This is a genomic window from Streptomyces sp. NPDC001868, assembly GCF_040297125.1.
Lineage (GTDB): Bacteria > Actinomycetota > Actinomycetes > Streptomycetales > Streptomycetaceae > Streptomyces.
The window spans coordinates 1-17,279 of the sequence record NZ_JBEOYO010000001.1 but is presented as its reverse complement, the minus strand read 5'-3'; the positions used below and the strand labels follow the sequence as shown (position 1 = coordinate 17,279).

Annotated in this window: 15 protein-coding genes and 1 pseudogene; 6 read left to right on the top strand and 10 right to left on the bottom strand. The window is 68.2% G+C overall.

Annotated features, from left to right (window positions below):
• Window positions 1–59: 59 nt before the first annotated feature.
• The 8 genes from ABT147_RS00085 to ABT147_RS00045 all read right to left on the bottom strand — a co-directional run bounded on the left by ABT147_RS00085 (window position 60) and on the right by ABT147_RS00045 (window position 6,808).
• Entirely contained in the window at window positions 60–977 is a 918-nt protein-coding gene (locus ABT147_RS00085) for a MerR family transcriptional regulator (RefSeq protein ID WP_351401915.1), read from the bottom strand.
• Window positions 978–1,451: 474 nt separating this feature from the next.
• Window positions 1,452–2,183 carry a riboflavin biosynthesis intermediates N-glycosidase gene (gene ybiA / locus ABT147_RS00075; RefSeq protein WP_351401001.1) on the bottom strand — a complete coding sequence of 244 codons (732 nt, stop codon included), beginning with the start codon at window positions 2,181–2,183 and terminating at the stop codon, window positions 1,452–1,454.
• Between the two features lie 304 nt (window positions 2,184–2,487).
• Window positions 2,488–2,658 carry a hypothetical protein gene (locus ABT147_RS00070; protein ID WP_086747943.1) on the bottom strand — a complete coding sequence of 57 codons (171 nt, stop codon included), beginning with the start codon at window positions 2,656–2,658 and terminating at the stop codon, window positions 2,488–2,490.
• 217 nt (window positions 2,659–2,875) lie between these two features.
• On the bottom strand, window positions 2,876–3,148 hold the full coding sequence (locus tag ABT147_RS00065; RefSeq protein WP_351400998.1) for a hypothetical protein: 273 nt from the start codon (window positions 3,146–3,148) through the stop codon (window positions 2,876–2,878).
• Window positions 3,149–3,307: 159 nt separating this feature from the next.
• Entirely contained in the window at window positions 3,308–3,673 is a 366-nt protein-coding gene (locus ABT147_RS00060) for an ester cyclase (RefSeq protein ID WP_351401913.1), read from the bottom strand.
• A 55-nt stretch (window positions 3,674–3,728) separates the two neighbouring features.
• Window positions 3,729–4,355, bottom strand: coding sequence for a TetR/AcrR family transcriptional regulator (locus ABT147_RS00055; RefSeq protein ID WP_351400996.1), 627 nt, complete (start codon window positions 4,353–4,355; stop codon window positions 3,729–3,731).
• Between the two features lie 104 nt (window positions 4,356–4,459).
• Entirely contained in the window at window positions 4,460–6,082 is a 1,623-nt protein-coding gene (locus tag ABT147_RS00050) for a DHA2 family efflux MFS transporter permease subunit (RefSeq protein ID WP_351400994.1), read from the bottom strand.
• Between the two features lie 129 nt (window positions 6,083–6,211).
• Complete coding sequence (locus ABT147_RS00045; RefSeq protein ID WP_502983005.1) at window positions 6,212–6,808, bottom strand: chorismate-binding protein; 597 nt, start codon at window positions 6,806–6,808, stop codon at window positions 6,212–6,214.
• A gap of 74 nt (window positions 6,809–6,882) precedes the next feature.
• Here ABT147_RS00045 and ABT147_RS00040 point away from each other — a divergent pair, with 74 nt between their 5' ends.
• From ABT147_RS00040 to ABT147_RS00015, 6 genes are all read left to right on the top strand, one after another.
• Complete coding sequence (locus tag ABT147_RS00040) at window positions 6,883–7,521, top strand: acyltransferase domain-containing protein (protein WP_351400991.1); 639 nt, start codon at window positions 6,883–6,885, stop codon at window positions 7,519–7,521.
• On the top strand, window positions 7,518–8,606 hold the full coding sequence (locus ABT147_RS00035; RefSeq protein ID WP_351400989.1) for an acyltransferase domain-containing protein: 1,089 nt from the start codon (window positions 7,518–7,520) through the stop codon (window positions 8,604–8,606). Before ABT147_RS00040 ends, ABT147_RS00035 begins: the two co-directional genes overlap by 4 nt.
• On the top strand, window positions 8,501–8,728 hold the full coding sequence (locus ABT147_RS00030) for a hypothetical protein (protein ID WP_351401911.1): 228 nt from the start codon (window positions 8,501–8,503) through the stop codon (window positions 8,726–8,728). Before ABT147_RS00035 ends, ABT147_RS00030 begins: the two co-directional genes overlap by 106 nt.
• Entirely contained in the window at window positions 8,725–11,655 is a 2,931-nt protein-coding gene (locus ABT147_RS00025; protein WP_351400987.1) for a type I polyketide synthase, read from the top strand. Before ABT147_RS00030 ends, ABT147_RS00025 begins: the two co-directional genes overlap by 4 nt.
• A 78-nt stretch (window positions 11,656–11,733) precedes the next feature.
• Window positions 11,734–13,326, top strand: a complete 1,593-nt coding sequence (locus tag ABT147_RS00020; protein WP_351400985.1) for an MFS transporter — start codon at window positions 11,734–11,736, stop codon at window positions 13,324–13,326.
• An 80-nt stretch (window positions 13,327–13,406) separates the two neighbouring features.
• On the top strand, window positions 13,407–16,103 hold the full coding sequence (locus ABT147_RS00015; protein ID WP_351400983.1) for an amino acid adenylation domain-containing protein: 2,697 nt from the start codon (window positions 13,407–13,409) through the stop codon (window positions 16,101–16,103).
• A 13-nt stretch (window positions 16,104–16,116) separates the two neighbouring features.
• On the opposite strand, the gene ABT147_RS00010 is transcribed toward ABT147_RS00015, so the two are convergent.
• Together ABT147_RS00010 and ABT147_RS00005 are read right to left on the bottom strand one after the other, a co-directional pair.
• Complete coding sequence (locus ABT147_RS00010; RefSeq protein WP_351400981.1) at window positions 16,117–16,668, bottom strand: transposase; 552 nt, start codon at window positions 16,666–16,668, stop codon at window positions 16,117–16,119.
• 257 nt (window positions 16,669–16,925) lie between these two features.
• Window positions 16,926–17,102, bottom strand: a pseudogene (locus ABT147_RS00005) (integrase core domain-containing protein); the annotation flags it as partial.
• Window positions 17,103–17,279 lie beyond the last annotated feature (177 nt).

The window sequence follows — 17,279 nt, the reverse complement described above, 5'->3', positions numbered from 1 at the left end:
GTCGGACCCCTTCCCCCGGACACGGCACGTCCGCGTGAACGGAAAGGCTAGGCCGTGTTCTAGGTAGCGGGTGCGTCTTGGGCGGAGAGTTCTGCGGCCAGTTCCATACAGCGCAGGCGGGCTGGGGAGAAGTCGTAGGGCATCCTGCCGGTGGCTTCGACCGCGCTCATGGAGTCAGCCTCCCGCCTGTCAGAGCTGAAGTCGGCCTTGCCCTCGCCCTCGCCGTCATCGGCGGTGGCAGGGTGCGCAGTGTCCCAGGCGTCGAAGAGGGCATCGTCGTCCTTACCCAGGCCGGACTCCTCGATGACGGCCTGCAGGGTGCTTTCGAAGGCGTGCCGCTCGAGGGCCACTTGAACCACCCGTGGATCATCGACGGCGACACTGTCATCGAGTGCCTCCTCGGCGTCATCGATGCGGTCGGAATCCTCCCGCAGAGCGGGATGCGTGGCCAGGACGACGAAGCGGGTGGCCTGGACGGCCGCGCCGAGCGGGCCGAAGATCCGCCCAGTGACCAGCAGACTGTCCAGGTCCGCCTGACGCAGGGAGCCCTCGGGCAGGCTCTTGAGGCGTTCGGTGACGAACCCGGAGAGCAGGCCCATCCGGCTGCCTTCGGTGCGCATCCGCTGCACGGCGGTCCGCTGCCGCCGCAATTCCGCCTCCTGCTCGGCGAGGGTTCCCTCCAACCGCTCCAGGATGCCCGCGATACCTTCTCCGCTGTCCGCACCGGCGGAAGCCGTGCCGGTGGTAAAGGCGTCACGGATGTCGTCCAGGGCGATCCCGGCGTCGGCCATCTTGCGAATCCACAGCAAGCGGATCATGTCCTCGTACCCGTAGCGGCGGCGGTCATCGCCGCCCCGCTCAGGCTCGGGGAGCAGGCCGATCTCGTGGTAATGGCGAATCGCCCGTGGCGTGCTGCCGACGAAGGTCGCCGCGTCACCGATCTTGACCTGACGGGGCGGCATGAAAGACGAATGCATGAGCAAGGACCTTTCCTCAAGGCATCGAGACGTAGGTCCACCGGACCACATGCCGCTACGGAAGGTGCAACCCCATACAACCGTGCGGCGCCAACGCAAGGAAACGCACCCTTCCTCCGTGATGCCCGCAGGGCCGTCCTTTCCTGCCGGGGCATCCGCGCGACTTCCGTGTGCGCGGACTGACCGATCAGGAGTCACCCGCTGGGCACTGCGCACACTCGTTGTCTACCTGCGAAAAGTTCACGACCGGATCATCCGCATCGGCCGCGAGATGTTACGTGGCCTGCTGGCCCGCCCCGGGGTGTCATCTTCCAGCGCACCAAGACGTGGAAGGAGTCCCCCCTCTTGGGCAATCCGATCGAGGCGCACTTCGGACCGCTGAGGAAGCTCACCGTCGCCAACTGCCACCGTCCCACCCACACCGCGCAGAGCCGGACCCTGCACGCCTACCTGCGGTGGCGCAACGCCCACGGATCACTGCCTCGGGCGGAGGCCATCGCTGTCGAAAGCTTCGGCGAGTTCGGCGTGCAACTGGCTACGGGTGCGCACCAGAATCCGCCCGAGCACGTTCTTGCCGCTCCCGGTCCTGCCCCGACCCCAGTAGTGATCGGTGGTGGTGTCCTCGACGAATTCTTCGTCACCGGTGGACAGCAGAATGTCACGGATATCGGCATGCGCGCGGAACTTGGTTGCCACCGCACGGCGCATCACATCGTCCTTGACCCGCTTCCAGTCCCTCCGCAGAGGTCTGGACGAGTCACGGCCCAGCTCCGCTGCCCGCAGCGGCGTGCGAGCACGCCGGACGAGATCCGCGTGACGAGTGCCCCTGAATTTCTGCGCCTGGAAGTAGTGCTCCGAGGTCGGCCACCACACCCCGTCGAGGTCGAAGCCGTGATCGGAGAAGTTCGAGAAACATCCATAAGTCCCCGCAACGAGTTTTCTTCGCCAGGCCCGGACTCTCAACGCACCAACGACCCGGTGAATCTTCCCGGTCGGAGCACCAGCCGAAGAGGTCAGCGGGTACCGGGGCTCAGACGGTTCCGGCGAGGGGATGCCGTTTCCCGCGGAGCGGCATGATGAGCGGCTTCGCCCGCGCCGGCGGTCTGATGACGCCACAGCCACAGGGATGTCATGGACAACAGCCCGGTAAAGACCACCAGAAAGAGCACAGACACCCACATGGGCCGGCTTCCGGGATGCTCCCATCCCTCCCAGGCAGCCAATGCTGCCCACAGGAAGACAGCCGCCGCATAGAAGGCGCGGATACGGCGCAGCTGTCGCACGGCCCGCAAGGGCATGGAGTGATCATTTTCCGGTGCCATGCCAGCCCGTGTACCCCGATCCTCCGCGATTACCGGGCATGCGCTCAGAAGACCGGCCTGGCGGCATCATCCCTGATGCGTCTTTTCCGTACTCGACCAGAGGGCCGACGACGCAGACAGTTTCCGCGTAGCGCGGGGTTGGGTGAGGAGCCGTCACGAACCTCACCCAACCCCGGGTCGCGGCTCTGTCAGCGTCGGCGGCCAGACCAGCCACTTCCGATTCCCGCGACGTGCAGGGCCAGGAGCATCAGGCCGAGGAGCATGACGTTCGAGGAAGAGAAGACATCGTTCGTCGTGATCTCGGCGGCGTTGATCAGGAACGCGATGAAGAACAGTACGGCCGCGGCTATACCAAGCATGGGGCGGTTCCTCTCGACAGGGTGAGGCCCGTATGCCCCCGTATCCCGCCGGCAGGCCTCCGATGCTCCGAGGCGACCTATGGCCGGGGCCCTGCGGCAGTTCCAGTCCGCGTACGTCGCCGACTCGCCGACTCGCCGTCCGCGAGACAGAGCCAACGGAGCCTTACTGGGTCATAAAGGGCGGTAAGGCCACACCAGGTGCCCTCTCAGCGCGACTTCACACAGAGGCGCTGGCAGTCGGGGGCGGGGGTTCCCGGACGCCAGCAGCGACGTGGCAGTGCCCCGGCATCATCAAGTGTGCGGGAATCAGGAAGCCGCTCGCGCGTCGCCGTTCGGTGGTGCCGAGCAGGGCTTTTAGGCGTTGAGTACAGCTGGTCGTGTCCGGGTTGGCGTGCAGGGTCCAGACATCGATGTGGCCACGTTGCGGGCGGTATCCGGTCGGCGGGAGGGTGAGGTGGGACAGGAGGTAGTGCGGGGTCCAGGCTGTCATCCTCTGCTGTTCCTCTCGCGTGAGGTCACGTAGCGGCTCGCACGCACTGTGCCCGCAGGTGTGTCCACGGTCGTTGCCGGCCGACTGGTGTGCTGCGTCGGAGAAGATGCGCCGGGGGATGGTCTGCGTCGGTTTGGCCGCCAGGTCTCGCGCAAAGTGTCAGAGGGCAGGCAGCAGTCCGAATTGGCCCAGGACGCCGACGAGATCCCAGTACAGCGCTTCACGCTGAATGCGGCCGTCGGCTGAGAACTCGTAGACCGTCGCTCCGTTCATGGAGAAACGCTTTCCTTCGGCGAGGGAGGCGATCTGTGGGGGGAGCCCGTCGATGCTCCCCTGGAGGGTCCCGGACATTGTCCACTCACATGTCCCGAAGCGATCTTCCACGCGTAGGGACCGGATCTTCATGTCGGTGTCCGGGATGGCTTTGAGCCATGAGCGCACGCCGTCTTCGAGTCCGGTGCGGCCTGCCCAGATGGAGTTCAGCGGAATGTCCTCCGACACCGCGTCTTCCGTGTAGCACGACAGCTAGATGTCTGTATCGCCCGCGCTGATGGCGGTGAGGCAGCTTCGTATGAGCTTTTCACGGGGATGCATCGGGACTCCGGAGGATTGAGGAGAGCGTGCGGTCGAGGATGTCGGGAACGCTCTTGGTCTTGAGGTGATGGGCGTCGGCTTCCGCCGCCGCCGCGTGCAGCAGGCTGTAGAAGGTGGTCACCAGCCAGCCCATCGGGAGGTCTGAACGGAAAACCCCCTCTTCCTGGCCACGCGTCAGAATCCTCTCCACCCGCCCGAGCACCTTCTCGTGGTGCTTGCGGCGGCGAGCCGGGGTGATGACGCCTTCGGAGGCGGAAAGGAGGAAAGCGTGCCGTTCCAGAATGCGCCAACTGGAGCGCACGAGGCGTGAGAACGCCTCGTCAGCCGGCCCGTCGTCGAGGTGCTGCCCCTGGAGGACGGCGTCTGCCTGTTCGACCGAATGGGCGAGGACTGCGTCCAGCAGTGCTTCGCGGGACGGAAAGTGCGCGTACAGCGTGACACGGCTGACGCCGGCCGCACTGGCCACCGCAGTCATGCTGACATGGGGGTCGTGGACGAAGCGGTCGAGAGCGGCGGCCACGATGGTTGCGATGCTGCGCTCTGCGTCGGCTCTGCGGCGTGGTTCGTCCCGGTCACCGGTGGAGCGGCGGGCCTTCTGAGGGGGAGTGGGCATGGCGGGAGCGTATGTCACCTCCTTGGCGCCGTGCCACGCCGTCAGTCACTGCGTGGCACCGCGCGACGCGGGCGTGTGGTACTGGAATGAAGCTGTTCGTACGGTCAGTGGTGCGAGCGAGTGCCGGCCTGCTGGCCTGGAACGTCGGCGAGTCGGTCGGTGTCGGCGGTGGGTCCGTCGCTCCTCTTGTCCTTGGGGAAGAGGAACAGCGACACGAGGATGCCTGCGGCCGCTACCGCGGCTCCCGTCAGCATCGACGGCGCCATGCCTGAGACGTACGCGGATCGCGCAGCTTGGCCAAGGGCCTCGCCCGCCTGCTCCGGAAGGTGTCCGGCGACGGCGAGCGCGGCGCCCACGGAGTCACCGGCCGTGTCCATGGCCGAGTCCGGCAGGGCGGCGCCCGCCGTGCTCTCCCTCAGGTCGTCGCGATACGCCCCCGACAGAAGGCTGCCCAGCACCGCGACACCGAGAGCGGCGCCGAGTTGTACGGCCGCACTGTTGGTGGCGGAACCCACTCCGAGGTCGTCCTCAGGGAGCGAGCCGACGATGGCGTCGCTGGTCGGGCCGATGATGAAACCGGCGCCGCAGCCCAGGAAGAGCATGGCGGCCAGCAACCGGCCATAACCGTCGCCGTCCTCGGTCGTCGCGAGGAGCAGCAGGGAGACCGCGGCGAACGCGAGCCCCAGGGCAGCGAGCCAGCGTGTGCCCACATGCTGGCCCAGGAAGGAAGCCAGCGGAGCGGCCACCAGGATGACCAGAGCGGTGGGCGCGATGCGTAGGCCCGTTTCTCCGGCGTCGTAACCGAGGACGAACTGCAGGTATTGGACGAGTACGAACAGAGCCCCGAGGAGGGAGAGCAGTCCCAGGAAGACCAGGATGTTACCGACGGCCAGGCGCCGGTGGGCGAAGATGCTCAGGGGCAGCATCGGTTCCCTGGCGGTGCGCTCCCGGACGAGGAAGGCGGCGAGTAGCACGGCCGCCGCGCCGAATCCGACGAGTACCGGCGCGCTGGTCCAGCCCTTTACCGGGCCCTCGATGATCGCCCAGAGCAGCGTGCCGATGCCGAGAACCGAAAGCGCTGCGCCGGCCAGGTCCAGGCGTCGGGCTACGGCTGCACGGGAGTTCGGAACGATCTTGAGTGCCACCGCGAGGGCGATGACACCGATGGGTACGTTGATGAGGAAGACGGAACCCCACCAGAACCGGCCGAGTAGCCAGCCGCCCACCAACGGGCCCATGGCCAGGCCTACTCCGATCATGGCGGACCAGAGTCCGATTGCCTTCATCCGTTCAGCGGGATCGGTGAAGACGGTGCCGATGATCGACAGCGTCGCCGGCATGATCAGTGCCTCGCCGACCCCCATCACTCCGCGAGCGGCCATGAGGGAAGCGGTGGTCCCGGAGAAGGCGGCGACGGCGGAGGCGCCGGTGAAGAGGACCAGGCCGGCGATGAAGACAGGCTTGCGGCCGAATCGGTCGGCGAGACTGCCGGCAAAGAGCATCAGGCCGGCAGCCATCAGGCTGTAGATGTCAACCAGCCACTGCAATTCGCTTGTCGTGGCGCCTAGTTCGTCCACAAGCGTCGGCAGGGCCACGTTGAGGACGGTGACATCGAGACCCACGATCAGAAGACTCAGGCACAGGACCGCCAGGATGGGCCAACGCAAGGGATGGCCTTCTCCGCCTGACCTGGTGGAGGTTGGGGAGGGGGACGGGGCGGAGGGCACGACGTACTCCTTAAGTTGAACACTACTGTTCGGGTTAAGAGTAGCGCCGACCTCCCCATAAGTCGAACAGGGCTGTAAAGGAAAGTGCCATGCTGGAAGCGCTGGCCTGGCGTTGGCCGGCCGGTCAGCTCAGCAGTCCACCACTGGAACGAGGGTCCGAGAAATGCTTCGAAGCTTCTCGCAGATCTCTTCGAACTCCCGCTCCGGCACGGACTGTCCGACGATTCCGGCGCCCGCCCGTAGCCACGTCTGTCCGTGCTTGCGGAAGACTGTGCGGAGTACCAGGGCGGCGTCCAATAGGCCGTCGCTGCCGACGGTCATGACCGCGCCGCTGTACAGACCGCGTGGGCCGGACTCGAGCTTGCGGATGGTCCGGTACGCGGCGTCCTTGGGTACGCCGGACGCGGTGACCGCGGGGAAGACGGCTGCGAGAGCGGGCCAGGGCCCTCGGTCGGCCATGTTGAGCTCCCCGGTCACCCGGGACGCGATGTGCTGGACGCTTCCACGCTCCTTGACGGTCATGAACTCTTCTGCCCGCACCGACCCTTGGCGGCACACGGTGGTCATCTCGTCCCAGGCGACCTGCACGGAGATCGCGTGCTCGTAGATCTCCTTCGGGTCCGTGAGCAGCTCGGCCCGGCGGGCGGCATCCGCCGCGCGGTCTCCACTGAGTGCTCGCGTGCCGGCCAGCGGCTCGGTGGATACCCGGCCGGCCGTGACGATCAAAGACTGAGAGTGGCATGCCGCACATGAAGCACGGAGAAACGCACTTCGCGCTTTCCGCCCGTACCCCTGCGGCCTTGCGTGAGAACGCCGGGCGGCTCGCACAGTGGCTGACCGGAGAAGGCATCGGCACACCGCTGGCCGATGTGGCCCACACCCTCGCCCTGCGCCGCACGCACCTCACCGAGCGCCTGGTGATTCGCGCGGCCGACCGGGAGACACTGATCCAGAGGCTGCGGATGGTCGCTGACGGCGGCGAACCGGGCCCGTTCGCCGCTCGCGCCAGCGTGGCGGACGCGAAGGGCACAGATCCGGTGTTCGTCTTCTCGGGCCACGGCTCGCAGTGGGACGGCATGGGTGTCCAACTCCTCGGGGATGAACCGGGCTTCGTCGCGGTCATCGACGCGCTGGAACCGGTCGTACAGGAGGAGAGCGGTCTCTCCCTGCACACACTCATCAGCGAGGACGGTCTGGCCGCCTCCGGGATGGACCGGGTGCAGCCCGCCGTCTACGCCCTCCAGATCGGGCTTGCCGAAGTGTGGCGCGGCCTCGGAATCCGCCCCGCCGGCGTGATCGGCCACTCGTTGGGCGAAGTGGCCGCCGCGGTGGTCGCCGGGGCCTTCTCGCCCGAGGACGGTGCGCGCATCGTCTGCCGCCGCTCCCGTCTCATGGAGGAACGGCTGCCGGGACCGGCGCCACCGCACTCGTGGGGATGAACGCCACCGAGGTGCGGCGCCGTCTGGCCGGTCGACCTGGTGTCTCCGTCGCAGTGCACTCATCCCCGCGATCCTGCGTGGTGGCGGGCGTACCCGCCGCCGTGGAGCAGTTCGTGGCGGAGTGCCGGGAGCAGGAACTGCTCGCACGGCTGGTGCCCGGTGTGCGCATAGGTGCGCACAGCCCACTGATCGACCCGCTGCTCGACGAGGTACGTGCCGTACTTTCCGACGTGAAACCCGGCGCCTTGGGCCTTCCGTACTACAGCTGCACTCTCGACGATCCACGTGCCTGCCCGGCGCTGGACGCCGACTACTGGGCGGCGAGTCTTCGCCGACCAGTCCGGCTCACCGAGGCCGTGCAAGCCGCGGCCCACGACGGGCGACACGTCTTCCTGGAAGTGTTGCCACATCCGATCGTCGCCCAGTCGGTCCTGGAGACCGTCATGGACACGGACGGCGTGACCCGTGGCCGGAGTACGGTGCTGGGCACGCTCAACCGTGGTACGGCGAGTCACACCGCGCTCGCGGACACTCTGGCAGCCTTGCACTGCGCAGGTGTCCTACTGCCCCCGGAGGCAGTGCCGAGCGGCCGCCCGGCAGAGCTGCCCACTTACGCCTGGCAGCACCAGAACTATCCGCAGCCCCGGCGCGCGGCCGTCGACACCCCTGGCCATCCGTTGCTCGGCAGCCGGGTCACACTGCCGGGCACCCCGGTTCGACACGTGTGGCAGACCCGAGTCGGGCTTGATCGGCTGCCATGGCTCGATGACCACCGCGTCCACGGCACAGCGGTGCTGCCCGGCACGGCATACGCGGAAATAGCCTTGGCCGCGGCCTGTGAGGCCTTCGGCGTGCCGCCGGAGAGGACTGTCGTCACCGACCTGGTCCTTTCCCGGGTACTGCCCCTGTCGGAGAGCCGGGCTCCGTCGCGGACCGGCCCCTGGTTCACCTCGGGCTGGACTCGCTGGCCGCCGTACGCATCAAGAGCGCACTGCACGAGGACTTCGCCGTGGACATCCCCGTGGCCAGGCTGCTTCAGGGGGCCAGCGCCACAGAACTGGCGGAACACGTCATGTCAGCGCTGACCGAGGGCGACGGACCGATCCGGGCCGGGGCCGATGCCGTACGAGAGGGAGCGCGAAGGGCCGCGGCACGTACGCGTGCCGCACGGCCGCGCCGACGCGGCGCACACGGGAGGAACACATGATCCACGAGGGAAGCCAGCAGGGTGCCGACGAGGCGGTGGCAGTCGTCGGACTCGCCGGCCGGTTCCCCAAGGCGCGCGATACCGCGGAGTTCTGGACCAACCTCTGCGCCGACCGGGACTGTCTCGAAGAACTCACCGACGACGAGCTGCTCGACGCGGGTGTGCCCAAGTCGGTTCTGGAGCACCCCGGTTATGTCCGCCGAGCCGCCGTCATCGAGGGATACCAGGAGTTCGACGCGGAGTTCTTCGCACTGCCGCCTGCAACGGCCGCGGCGATGGATCCACAACAGCGGCTCTTCCTGCAGAGTTGCTGGCACGCCCTGGAGGACGCCGGGCACGACCCGGCCCGCCGGGACGGCGCCGTCGGCGTCTTCGCCGCACCCTCGTTCAGTGGCTACTTCGGCTACAACCTCCTGTCGCACCACGACCCGAGGGAGTTCCTCGGTGCCGGCACCTCGACCGCGCTGATCCACGCCCTGACCCTGACCGACCCCAACTTCTTCGCGACACGCGTGGCTCACGCCCTCGACCTGCGGGGCCCGGCGCTCACCGTGCAGACGGCCTGTTCCAGTTCCCTGGTGGCCGTTCACCTTGCCTGCCAGAGCCTGCTGTGCGGGGAGAGTGGCCTGGCTCTCGCCGGCGGCATGACGGTGAAGGTCCCCCACCGGGTCGGCTATCTCCATGAACCGCAGTCGATGATGTCGGCCGACGGCTTCTGCCGGCCGTTCGACGTGGCGGCGAACGGCACGGTCTTCGGCAGTGGGGGCGGAGTGGTAGCTCTCAAGCGCCTGTCCGACGCACTTGCCGACGGCGACAGGATCCGTGCGGTGGTGCGAGGAACCGCTGTCAACAACGACGGTTCGCTGAAGATGGGGTTCGCGGCGCCCAGCGTCGAGATGCAGGCCGCCGTCGTTGCCGAGGCCCTGGCTGTGGCAGGAGTCGAACCGCACGAACTCGGCTACGTCGAGGCGCACGGCACGGGCACGGCTTTGGGAGACCCGGTCGAAATGGCCGCCCTGAGACAGGCTCTTGACCCCGACGGAGATCGAACCGCGCCGTGTCTCATCGGGTCGGCCAAGGGGAACGTCGGACATCTCGAAGCGGCCTCCGGCGTCGTGGGCCTGATCAAAACCGTGCTTGCCCTGGAGCACCGGACGCTGCCAGGGACGGCCCACTACACGGAGCCCAACCGGGAACTCCGTCTGGAGGGCACACCGTTCCGGATCGCCGAGGGCACCCGGAAGTGGACCGGTCCGCGGCAACTGGCCGCAGGCGTCAGTTCCCTGGGAGTGGGCGGCACCAACGCCCACGTCATCGTGACGGAGCCGCCGTTGCGCACGCCCCGGGCAGCGCATTCCGAGCCGGGCTCGACCACACCGGTCCTGTTGGTGAGCGCCCGTACGACCGACGCGCTGCGGGACGCCCGCCGACGGCTGGCCGATGCCCTGGGCCCCGAGACCGACCTCGGGGATGTGGCGCACACTCTCGAACGGGGACGCAGACCGTTCCCGTACCGCACGGCCGTCGCCGCCCGTGCCCCCGAGCAGGCTGCCGAACTACTGCGTCTCGACCGTACGCCGGCCAAAGCCACCGCCGCGCCCCCGATCGCGCTGCTCATGCCGGGCCAGGGTGCTCAGTATCCGAGGATGGGCATGAGTCTCTACCGCGGTGACGGTGTATTCCGTAGTGAACTCGATCGTTGTGCGGAGATGTTCAAGGTCGAGACCGGTGATGATCTCCGGGATGACCTGTTCGCGGGCGACGAGGCGACACTTCGCCGCACCGACATCGCCCAGCGCCTGCTCTTCGCCGTCGAGTGCGCGCTGGCACGCACGTTGGAGGGTTTCGGAGTGCGTCCCGCCGCGGTGGGAGGGCACAGCGTGGGCGAATTCGCCGCGGCCTGCCTGGCCGGAGTGATGGAACTCGGTGACGCCGTGCGCCTGGTGGCAGCACGGGGCCGGCTGATGCATGAGGCGCCGACGGGAACGATGCTGCAGGTGCAGATGTCCGAAGAGCGAACGTGCGACGCCGTCGCCGGCACCGGCCTGGACATCGCCGCGGTGAACGAGCCCGACGCGTGCGTGGTGGCAGGCCCCACCACCGAGTCCGAGACCTTCGCCGCACGAATGAGGTCCACGGGCGTGGAAGTGTCAGTGCTGCGTACCGCGCACGCTTTTCATACCGCGGCGATGGCCGAAGCGGCGGAACGCTTCGCCGAAGTGGTCGGCACGGTGCCGCTTTCCGCGCCGCAACTGCCGCTGCTGTCGAACGTGACCGGTGACTGGATGAGCGGCCCCGAAGCGACCAGCCCCGAGCGCTGGGCACGGCAGATGCGCAGCACCGTGCGGTGGGCGGGCTGCGCGAGGGTGCTGCTGCGGGGCCCCGTACGGATACTCGTCGAGACGGGGCCGGGGCGTTCCCTCCGTTCGGCGGCTCGGGCCAGTGACGCCTGGTCGTCCGAACACCGAGCGGTGAGCGCCATGCGGCACGCTCAGGAAGCCAGGGACGACGTCGAGGCGCTGTCCCGGGCCCTGGGAGACCTGTGGGAGGCCGGTGCCGACCTCGACTGGGCCGGGACGCGTCAGGGCGGTGAGCGGTGGGTGTCCCTGCCCGGCTATCCGTTCCGCAGGGTTCCGCACTGGACGGAGGCGGCGTACGCCGCGCCCTCGGCCGATCCGGTGGCGGTGTCGGCGGCGGTCGGCGGGCCGGGCGGTGCGGTGGACCGGCTGCTGGGTATCTGGTCGGAGGTGCTCGGTGTGGCGCCGGTACATCCCGACGACGACTTCTTCGACCTGGGCGGGGACTCGATGCTGGCCTCCCGGGTGGCCGCCCTGGCGCGGCACCAAGGTCTGGCGTTCGAGCCGAAGGACATCTTCGAGAACCCCACGGTGGCGCGGTTGGTGGCCGGAGTGCCCGCCACCGAATAACTTGAACAATGCTGTTCAGATTACGCGGCTGATGCTCTAAGGTAATCTTGACAGTGTTGTTCAAGTTAAGGAGTCCGGGTGAGCTCGGAGAGTCACACCCACGAGAACTCGGCCGGGGCGGAGCAGCACCAGGCGACGCACCCCGATCCCGGTCGACACGGTGCCGCTCACCACAGCGACCAGCATGAGCACGGGGACGGGCACGGGCATCACGGTGAGGCTCCCTCCGGCCCGCCGGACCCGCGGCGGTGGCTGATCCTGACGCTGCTGTGCATGGCGCAGTTCATGCTCATCGTCGATGTCACCGTGGTGAACGTGGCGCTCCCGACGATCGGTGACGAACTCTCGCTCGGCGCCGGTGCCCTGACCTGGGTCGTCACCGCGTACACCCTGTTCTTCGGAAGCCTGCTTCTGCTCGGCGGGCGGGTCGGCGACCTGCTCGGCCGTCGGCGCATGTTCCTGGTCGGTCTGATGGTCTTCACCGTCGCCTCACTGGTGTCCGGCCTGGCAGAGAGTGGTGGTTTGCTGATCACTGCCCGTTCCGCCCAGGGGGTGGGTGCCGCGATCATGTCGCCGGCCGCCATGGCACTGGTCATGTCGGTGTTCCACGGCCCGGAACGGAACCGCGCCCTCGGCGTCTGGGCGGCGATCGGTGGTACGGGTGCCGCGTTCGGAGTCCTCCTCGGCGGGGTGCTCGTATCCGGTCCCGGCTGGGAGTGGATCTTCTACATCAACGTCCCGATCGGCGTCCTGGTGCTGGCTGCCGTGCCGGTTCTGCTCAAGGAACAGACGGCCGGCCACGGGCACGGGCCGGGACACGGCCACAGTGCGCCGTCCGGTGTGGACATCCCCGGCGCGCTGACGATGACCGTCACTCCCGGGCTGCTCATCTACGGCCTTGTGCAGGCGCGGGATCACGGGTTCGACGATGCGTCCGCGTGGCTGCCCCTGGCCGGGGCGCTGGTCGGAGCCGTCCTGTTCGTGCTGGCCGAGCGATCGGCCGCCGCGCCGCTGGTGCGCTTGTCCTTCCTGGCGCGTCGATCCCTGGTGGGCGGCTTCCTGGTGATGCTCGCGGCCTCGGGTGTCCTGATCTCGGGCTTCTTCCTCTGCTCCTTCTATCTCCAGCATGTGCTCGGCTTCTCGGCGTTGAAGACAGGCCTCCTGTTCCTCCCTGTTGCCGTGGTCACCAGCATGGGCGCCCACCTCGGCACGCAGGCCGTCGCAAGGCTGGGCTGGCGGACGACTTCCTGTGCGGGGCTCGTGGTGGCCGCGGGAGGCGCACTCCTGCTGTCCGGGCTGGAGAGGGGCGGCAACGCGTGGACCCAGGTGCTCCCCGGCTTCCTGCTCCTGGCCTTCGGCCTGGGTGTCGCCTTTGTCTGCGCCATCACGAGTGCCATGCACGGGGTCGAGCACAGTGATGCGGGACTTGCCTCCGGTCTGGTGAACACCGGGCACGAACTGGGGGCTTCCCTCGGTATCGCGGTGGTGGCGGCCGTCGCCGGTGCCAGCCTGGAAGGTGGCGCGGGATCGGGTGCCGTCCCGTCGGTCGACGGCTTCGGAACGGCGTTCGTGACCTGTGCGGTCATCTCGCTCCTGGCCGCTGTGGCGGGCCTGACCCTGCTGCCCAAGGAGCGCCCGGATCCGTCGGCGGGGCCGGTGATGGCCCACTGAGACCGTCTCCGACTGACTGAGCGTCGCGTCGAGCGCCCCCGGGAGGAGGGATCCCGCCGGGGCGCCACGCGTACGGACGCATGCTGGATGTTCTCGCGGGCCCGGACGGGGCGGAGAGGGAACCGGATCCCGTCCCCACGACGCACCGGGACATCGTGGCTGCCCTCAATGCTCCTGTCGCCCCGGCGCCAGGAGAGCGTCTGGAGGACGGCTTCCTGCGCCACGCGGAGCTGAGGCCGAATGCCCCCGCTGTGGTCACCGCCGGACGAACGCTCACCTACCAGGAGGTCGAAGCCCTCTCCCGTGCCGTGGCCTCGTGGCTGGCCGGGCAGGGAGTGGGGCCTGGGGACATCGTGCCCGTCGTCATGGCCAAGGGCTGGGAGCAGGTCGTCGCCGTCCTCGGGGTGCTTCGGGCAGGAGGGGTGTACTGCCCTGTCGATGCCGCGCTGCCGGCCGAGCGTGTCCGGCACTTGCTCGAATCGAGCTCCGCACGGGTGGCACTGGTCCAGTCCCACACCGGCCCCGGCACCGAGGTGCTCGGTGCCCGGCCGACTCTGGCCGTGGATCTGGCCCGGCCCGCGCAGGACTCCCTGACCGTTCCTCCGGGGACCCCGGACGATTTGGCGTACATCATCTACACCTCGGGCTCCACGGGACGCCCCAAGGGCGTCATGATCGAGCACCGCGCCGCGGTCAACACAGTCGTCGACATCAACGAGCGTGTCGCTCTGCGGCCCGAGGACCGTGTCTTCGGTATCTCGTCGCTGAGCTTCGACCTGTCGGTGTGGGACGTCTTCGGCGCCCTGGCCGCGGGTGCTGCGGTCATCTTGCCAAGGGCGTCGTCCCGACCCGATCCTGCGGGCTGGGCCGAGGCAGCGGCCACCTACGGGGCGACCGTCTGGAACTCGGTGCCGGCGCTCGCCCAGATGCTGACCGAGGTGGTGGAGAAACAGCCGGAAGGGGCAGCGCCACTACGAGCCTTCATGATGAGCGGTGACTGGATCCCGCTTCCTCTGCCCGACCGTCTGCGCGCGGTCTGGCCAGGCGCGCGACTCATCGCCATGGGCGGCGCCACCGAGGCGTCCATCTGGTCGAACATCCACGAGATCGACAAGGTGGACGCCGACTGGCAGAGCATCCCCTACGGCGTTCCCCTGCGCAACCAGACCATGCGGGTGCTCGATCACCGGCTGCACCTGCGCCCCCCCCCGTGGGCAGTCGGCCGTATCCATATCGGTGGAGTCGGCCTCAGCAAAGGGTACTGGCGGGACGAGCAGCGCACCGCGGAGCGGTTTGTGCGACACCCGGAGACAGGAGAGCGCCTCTACTGGACAGGCGACCTCGGGTGCTACCGGCCGGACGGGACCATCGAGTTCCTCGGGCGCGAGGACCGGCAGCTGAAGATCCAGGGTTTCCGCGTCGAGCCCGGGGAGGTCGAAGCGGCCGTCCGGGAACACCCCGCGGTGGGGGAGTGCGTGGTCAGCGGAGTGGAGGGCTCCGGCGGTCAGCGGCGCCTGGTTGCGCTTGTCGTTCCCCGTGAGGACGAGCAGCTCGACAGTCGGGCAGTCCGTGCACACCTCGTGTCACGCCTGCCGCACTACCTGATCCCCGGCCAGATCCAGGTGCTGGACCGTCTGCCCCTGACGCCGAACGGCAAAGTGGACATCACGGCTGCGCTTGCCACGGCGGCCGTACAGCCGGGGCCCGAGTCGAGCTCAGGTGCGGGCGACGCCACCACCGGGGAGGTCGTCAAGCGACTCGGCGCGCTCTGGGCGGAGCTGCTGGACATTCCGGCTGTCGAGCCGGACAGCGACTTCTTCGCCCTGGGCGGCAATTCCCTGCTCGCCTTGCGACTCATCGGCCGGATCGAACGTGATCTTGGTACTGAACTGCAGTTCGGCGAGATCTTCGAGGCGCCGACCGAACGGGCACTCGCAGAGCGGATCGAGGACCGCGACGGGGTTGCCTCGTGCCGAGTGACCCTGGCGGGAGGCGCTGAAGCCGACAGCAGTGGGGAACTCTTCCTCTTCCACCCCGTCGGTGGATCGGTAAGCAGCTACACAGCGCTGGCACGGGCTTGGTCAGGACCCGTGCACGCCTTCCAGAGCCGGGCGCTCGCCGAGGGGACGACGGCCGCTCTCGACCTCGACCTCAGGACGATGGCCGCGGCCTACCGTGAGGAATTGCAACGCGTGCGGCCCAAGGGCCCCTATCTGCTGGGTGGCTGGTCGATGGGCGGCGTTCTCGCACACGAAGTTGCCGGACAGCTGGTTGAACAGGGCCAACAGGCGGCCGTATTCATGATCGACAGTTCCCCCGTCGAGGGCCGGTCATCTGTCACCGACCTGGAACGGCACCTTGAGTTCCTCGGAGATCTCGCCGGTGGGCGACTTCCCGGCGCCGCGCGGGACGCGATGAAGGACGCGATGCCCGACCGACTCGTGGAGCTCGGGGCTCGGTTGGCCGCCGATCAGGGTTGGCTCCCCTCGGAGACCGCGCTTCACCAGTACGAGCTGCTGCTGCGTACGCACTCCCACAACCTCGCGATTCTTGGGGATCACCAGGTGGCAACGTCTGCCGTGCCCACTCTCCTGCTGGTGGCCGGCCGGGAGAGCCGACCTGACCCGGTTCCGGCGTGGCGTGACACGTGTTCTTCCCTCGACGTGGAGGTCTGGCCGGACGATCACTACTCGATCGTCGCCCCGGACCGGCTGCCGGCCATCGCGGAACGAGTCGCGGCATGGTGCGAGGGGCTCTCGCCACAGCAGCCGTCGTAGAGCGCCCTATCACTCAGGCTCCATCACGCAATGGCAAGGACTCCCCATGAATGAACTGACGAAGGACGACATCCGGCGGGCGGCCGCCGACGTACATTCTCCGGGATTGTGCAACCGATGCCCCGCCTGCGTAGATAGGCGCGGTTCGCGCGCGAGCCGTAGGCCTTGTCCGCCCGGACCGTGGCCGTCCAGGACTGCTCCGAGGCACCCTGATGGCCTCCAGGACCGGCTGGAACTGCGGGCTGTCGTGTCGGTGCCCGGGGGTCACGAGCAGCGACAACGGCCTCTGACCATGCTCACAGGCCAGATGAATCTTCGTGGTGAACCCACCCCTTGACCGGCCCAGCCCGTGGTCGTCCGGCTCGATGGCGACACCACCAGGCGCCTCCTTCTGCTCCGCGCTGTCCCGGCCGGCACCGGCCGCATGCTGGTGAGCCCGGCAGATCGTGGAGTCGACGTTGACGTCCCACGTGATCAGCCCGGCTGCATCGGCCTGCGCCTGTAACAGCGTCAGCAGCCGGGCCCACACCCCCTGCCGCTGCCATCGCCGGAACAGCCCGTACACGGTCTGCCAGGGCCCATACTCACGCGGCAGGTCATGTCACGGAGCACCCGTCCGCACCCGCCAACGCACACCATCCACCAGCCGTCGCCGCCTCGGCCACCTGCGACTTACACCCGCCGCAGGCAGCAACGACTCCAGCACCGACAACTGCTCATCAGAAAGATCCCCACGCCCCACACCGGGATCATCACCGTACGTGGCATGGACCGGAACCCCGACCTAAAGTACGGCCTAGATGTGCTGTTCGGGGAGGTTGTGACGCGGCTGGCTGGGGTGTTGCCGCTGATGCCGGTGTGGGGTCGGTGGTAGTTGTACCAGTCAAGCCAGTCGGGAAACGCTGCTTGGCGTTCGGCGTCTGTGGTGTAGGGCCGGTGGTAGGCCCATTCGTCGAGCAGGGTGCGGTGGAAGCGTTCGACCTTGCCGTTGGTCTGCGGCCAAGCCGCCCCCGGCGCTTCGATGCCGACGCCTGCTTCCTGGCGGTACCTGCGGACGATTCGGGTTGGTGGTAGTCACGAGTGTCAATCCCCTCGAATCGCGGAGACCTTCCTATGCAGCCAGCCCCTCACCGAGGCTGGCCCAGTAGTCGTTTTCGTAGTCGATCGGGCTCTTGA

Coding starts and splice junctions, on each gene's coding strand:
- ABT147_RS00065 (WP_351400998.1), bottom strand. CDS start 3,148: ATGACAGCCTGGACCCCGCACTACCTCCTGTCCCACCTCACCCTCCCG.
- ABT147_RS00055 (WP_351400996.1), bottom strand. CDS start 4,355: ATGCCCACTCCCCCTCAGAAGGCCCGCCGCTCCACCGGTGACCGGGAC.
- ABT147_RS00015 (WP_351400983.1), top strand. CDS start 13,407: ATGCTGGATGTTCTCGCGGGCCCGGACGGGGCGGAGAGGGAACCGGAT.
- ABT147_RS00085 (WP_351401915.1), bottom strand. CDS start 977: ATGCATTCGTCTTTCATGCCGCCCCGTCAGGTCAAGATCGGTGACGCG.
- ABT147_RS00025 (WP_351400987.1), top strand. CDS start 8,725: ATGATCCACGAGGGAAGCCAGCAGGGTGCCGACGAGGCGGTGGCAGTC.
- ABT147_RS00035 (WP_351400989.1), top strand. CDS start 7,518: ATGAACGCCACCGAGGTGCGGCGCCGTCTGGCCGGTCGACCTGGTGTC.
- ABT147_RS00070 (WP_086747943.1), bottom strand. CDS start 2,658: ATGCTTGGTATAGCCGCGGCCGTACTGTTCTTCATCGCGTTCCTGATC.
- ybiA (WP_351401001.1), bottom strand. CDS start 2,183: ATGGGAGCATCCCGGAAGCCGGCCCATGTGGGTGTCTGTGCTCTTTCT.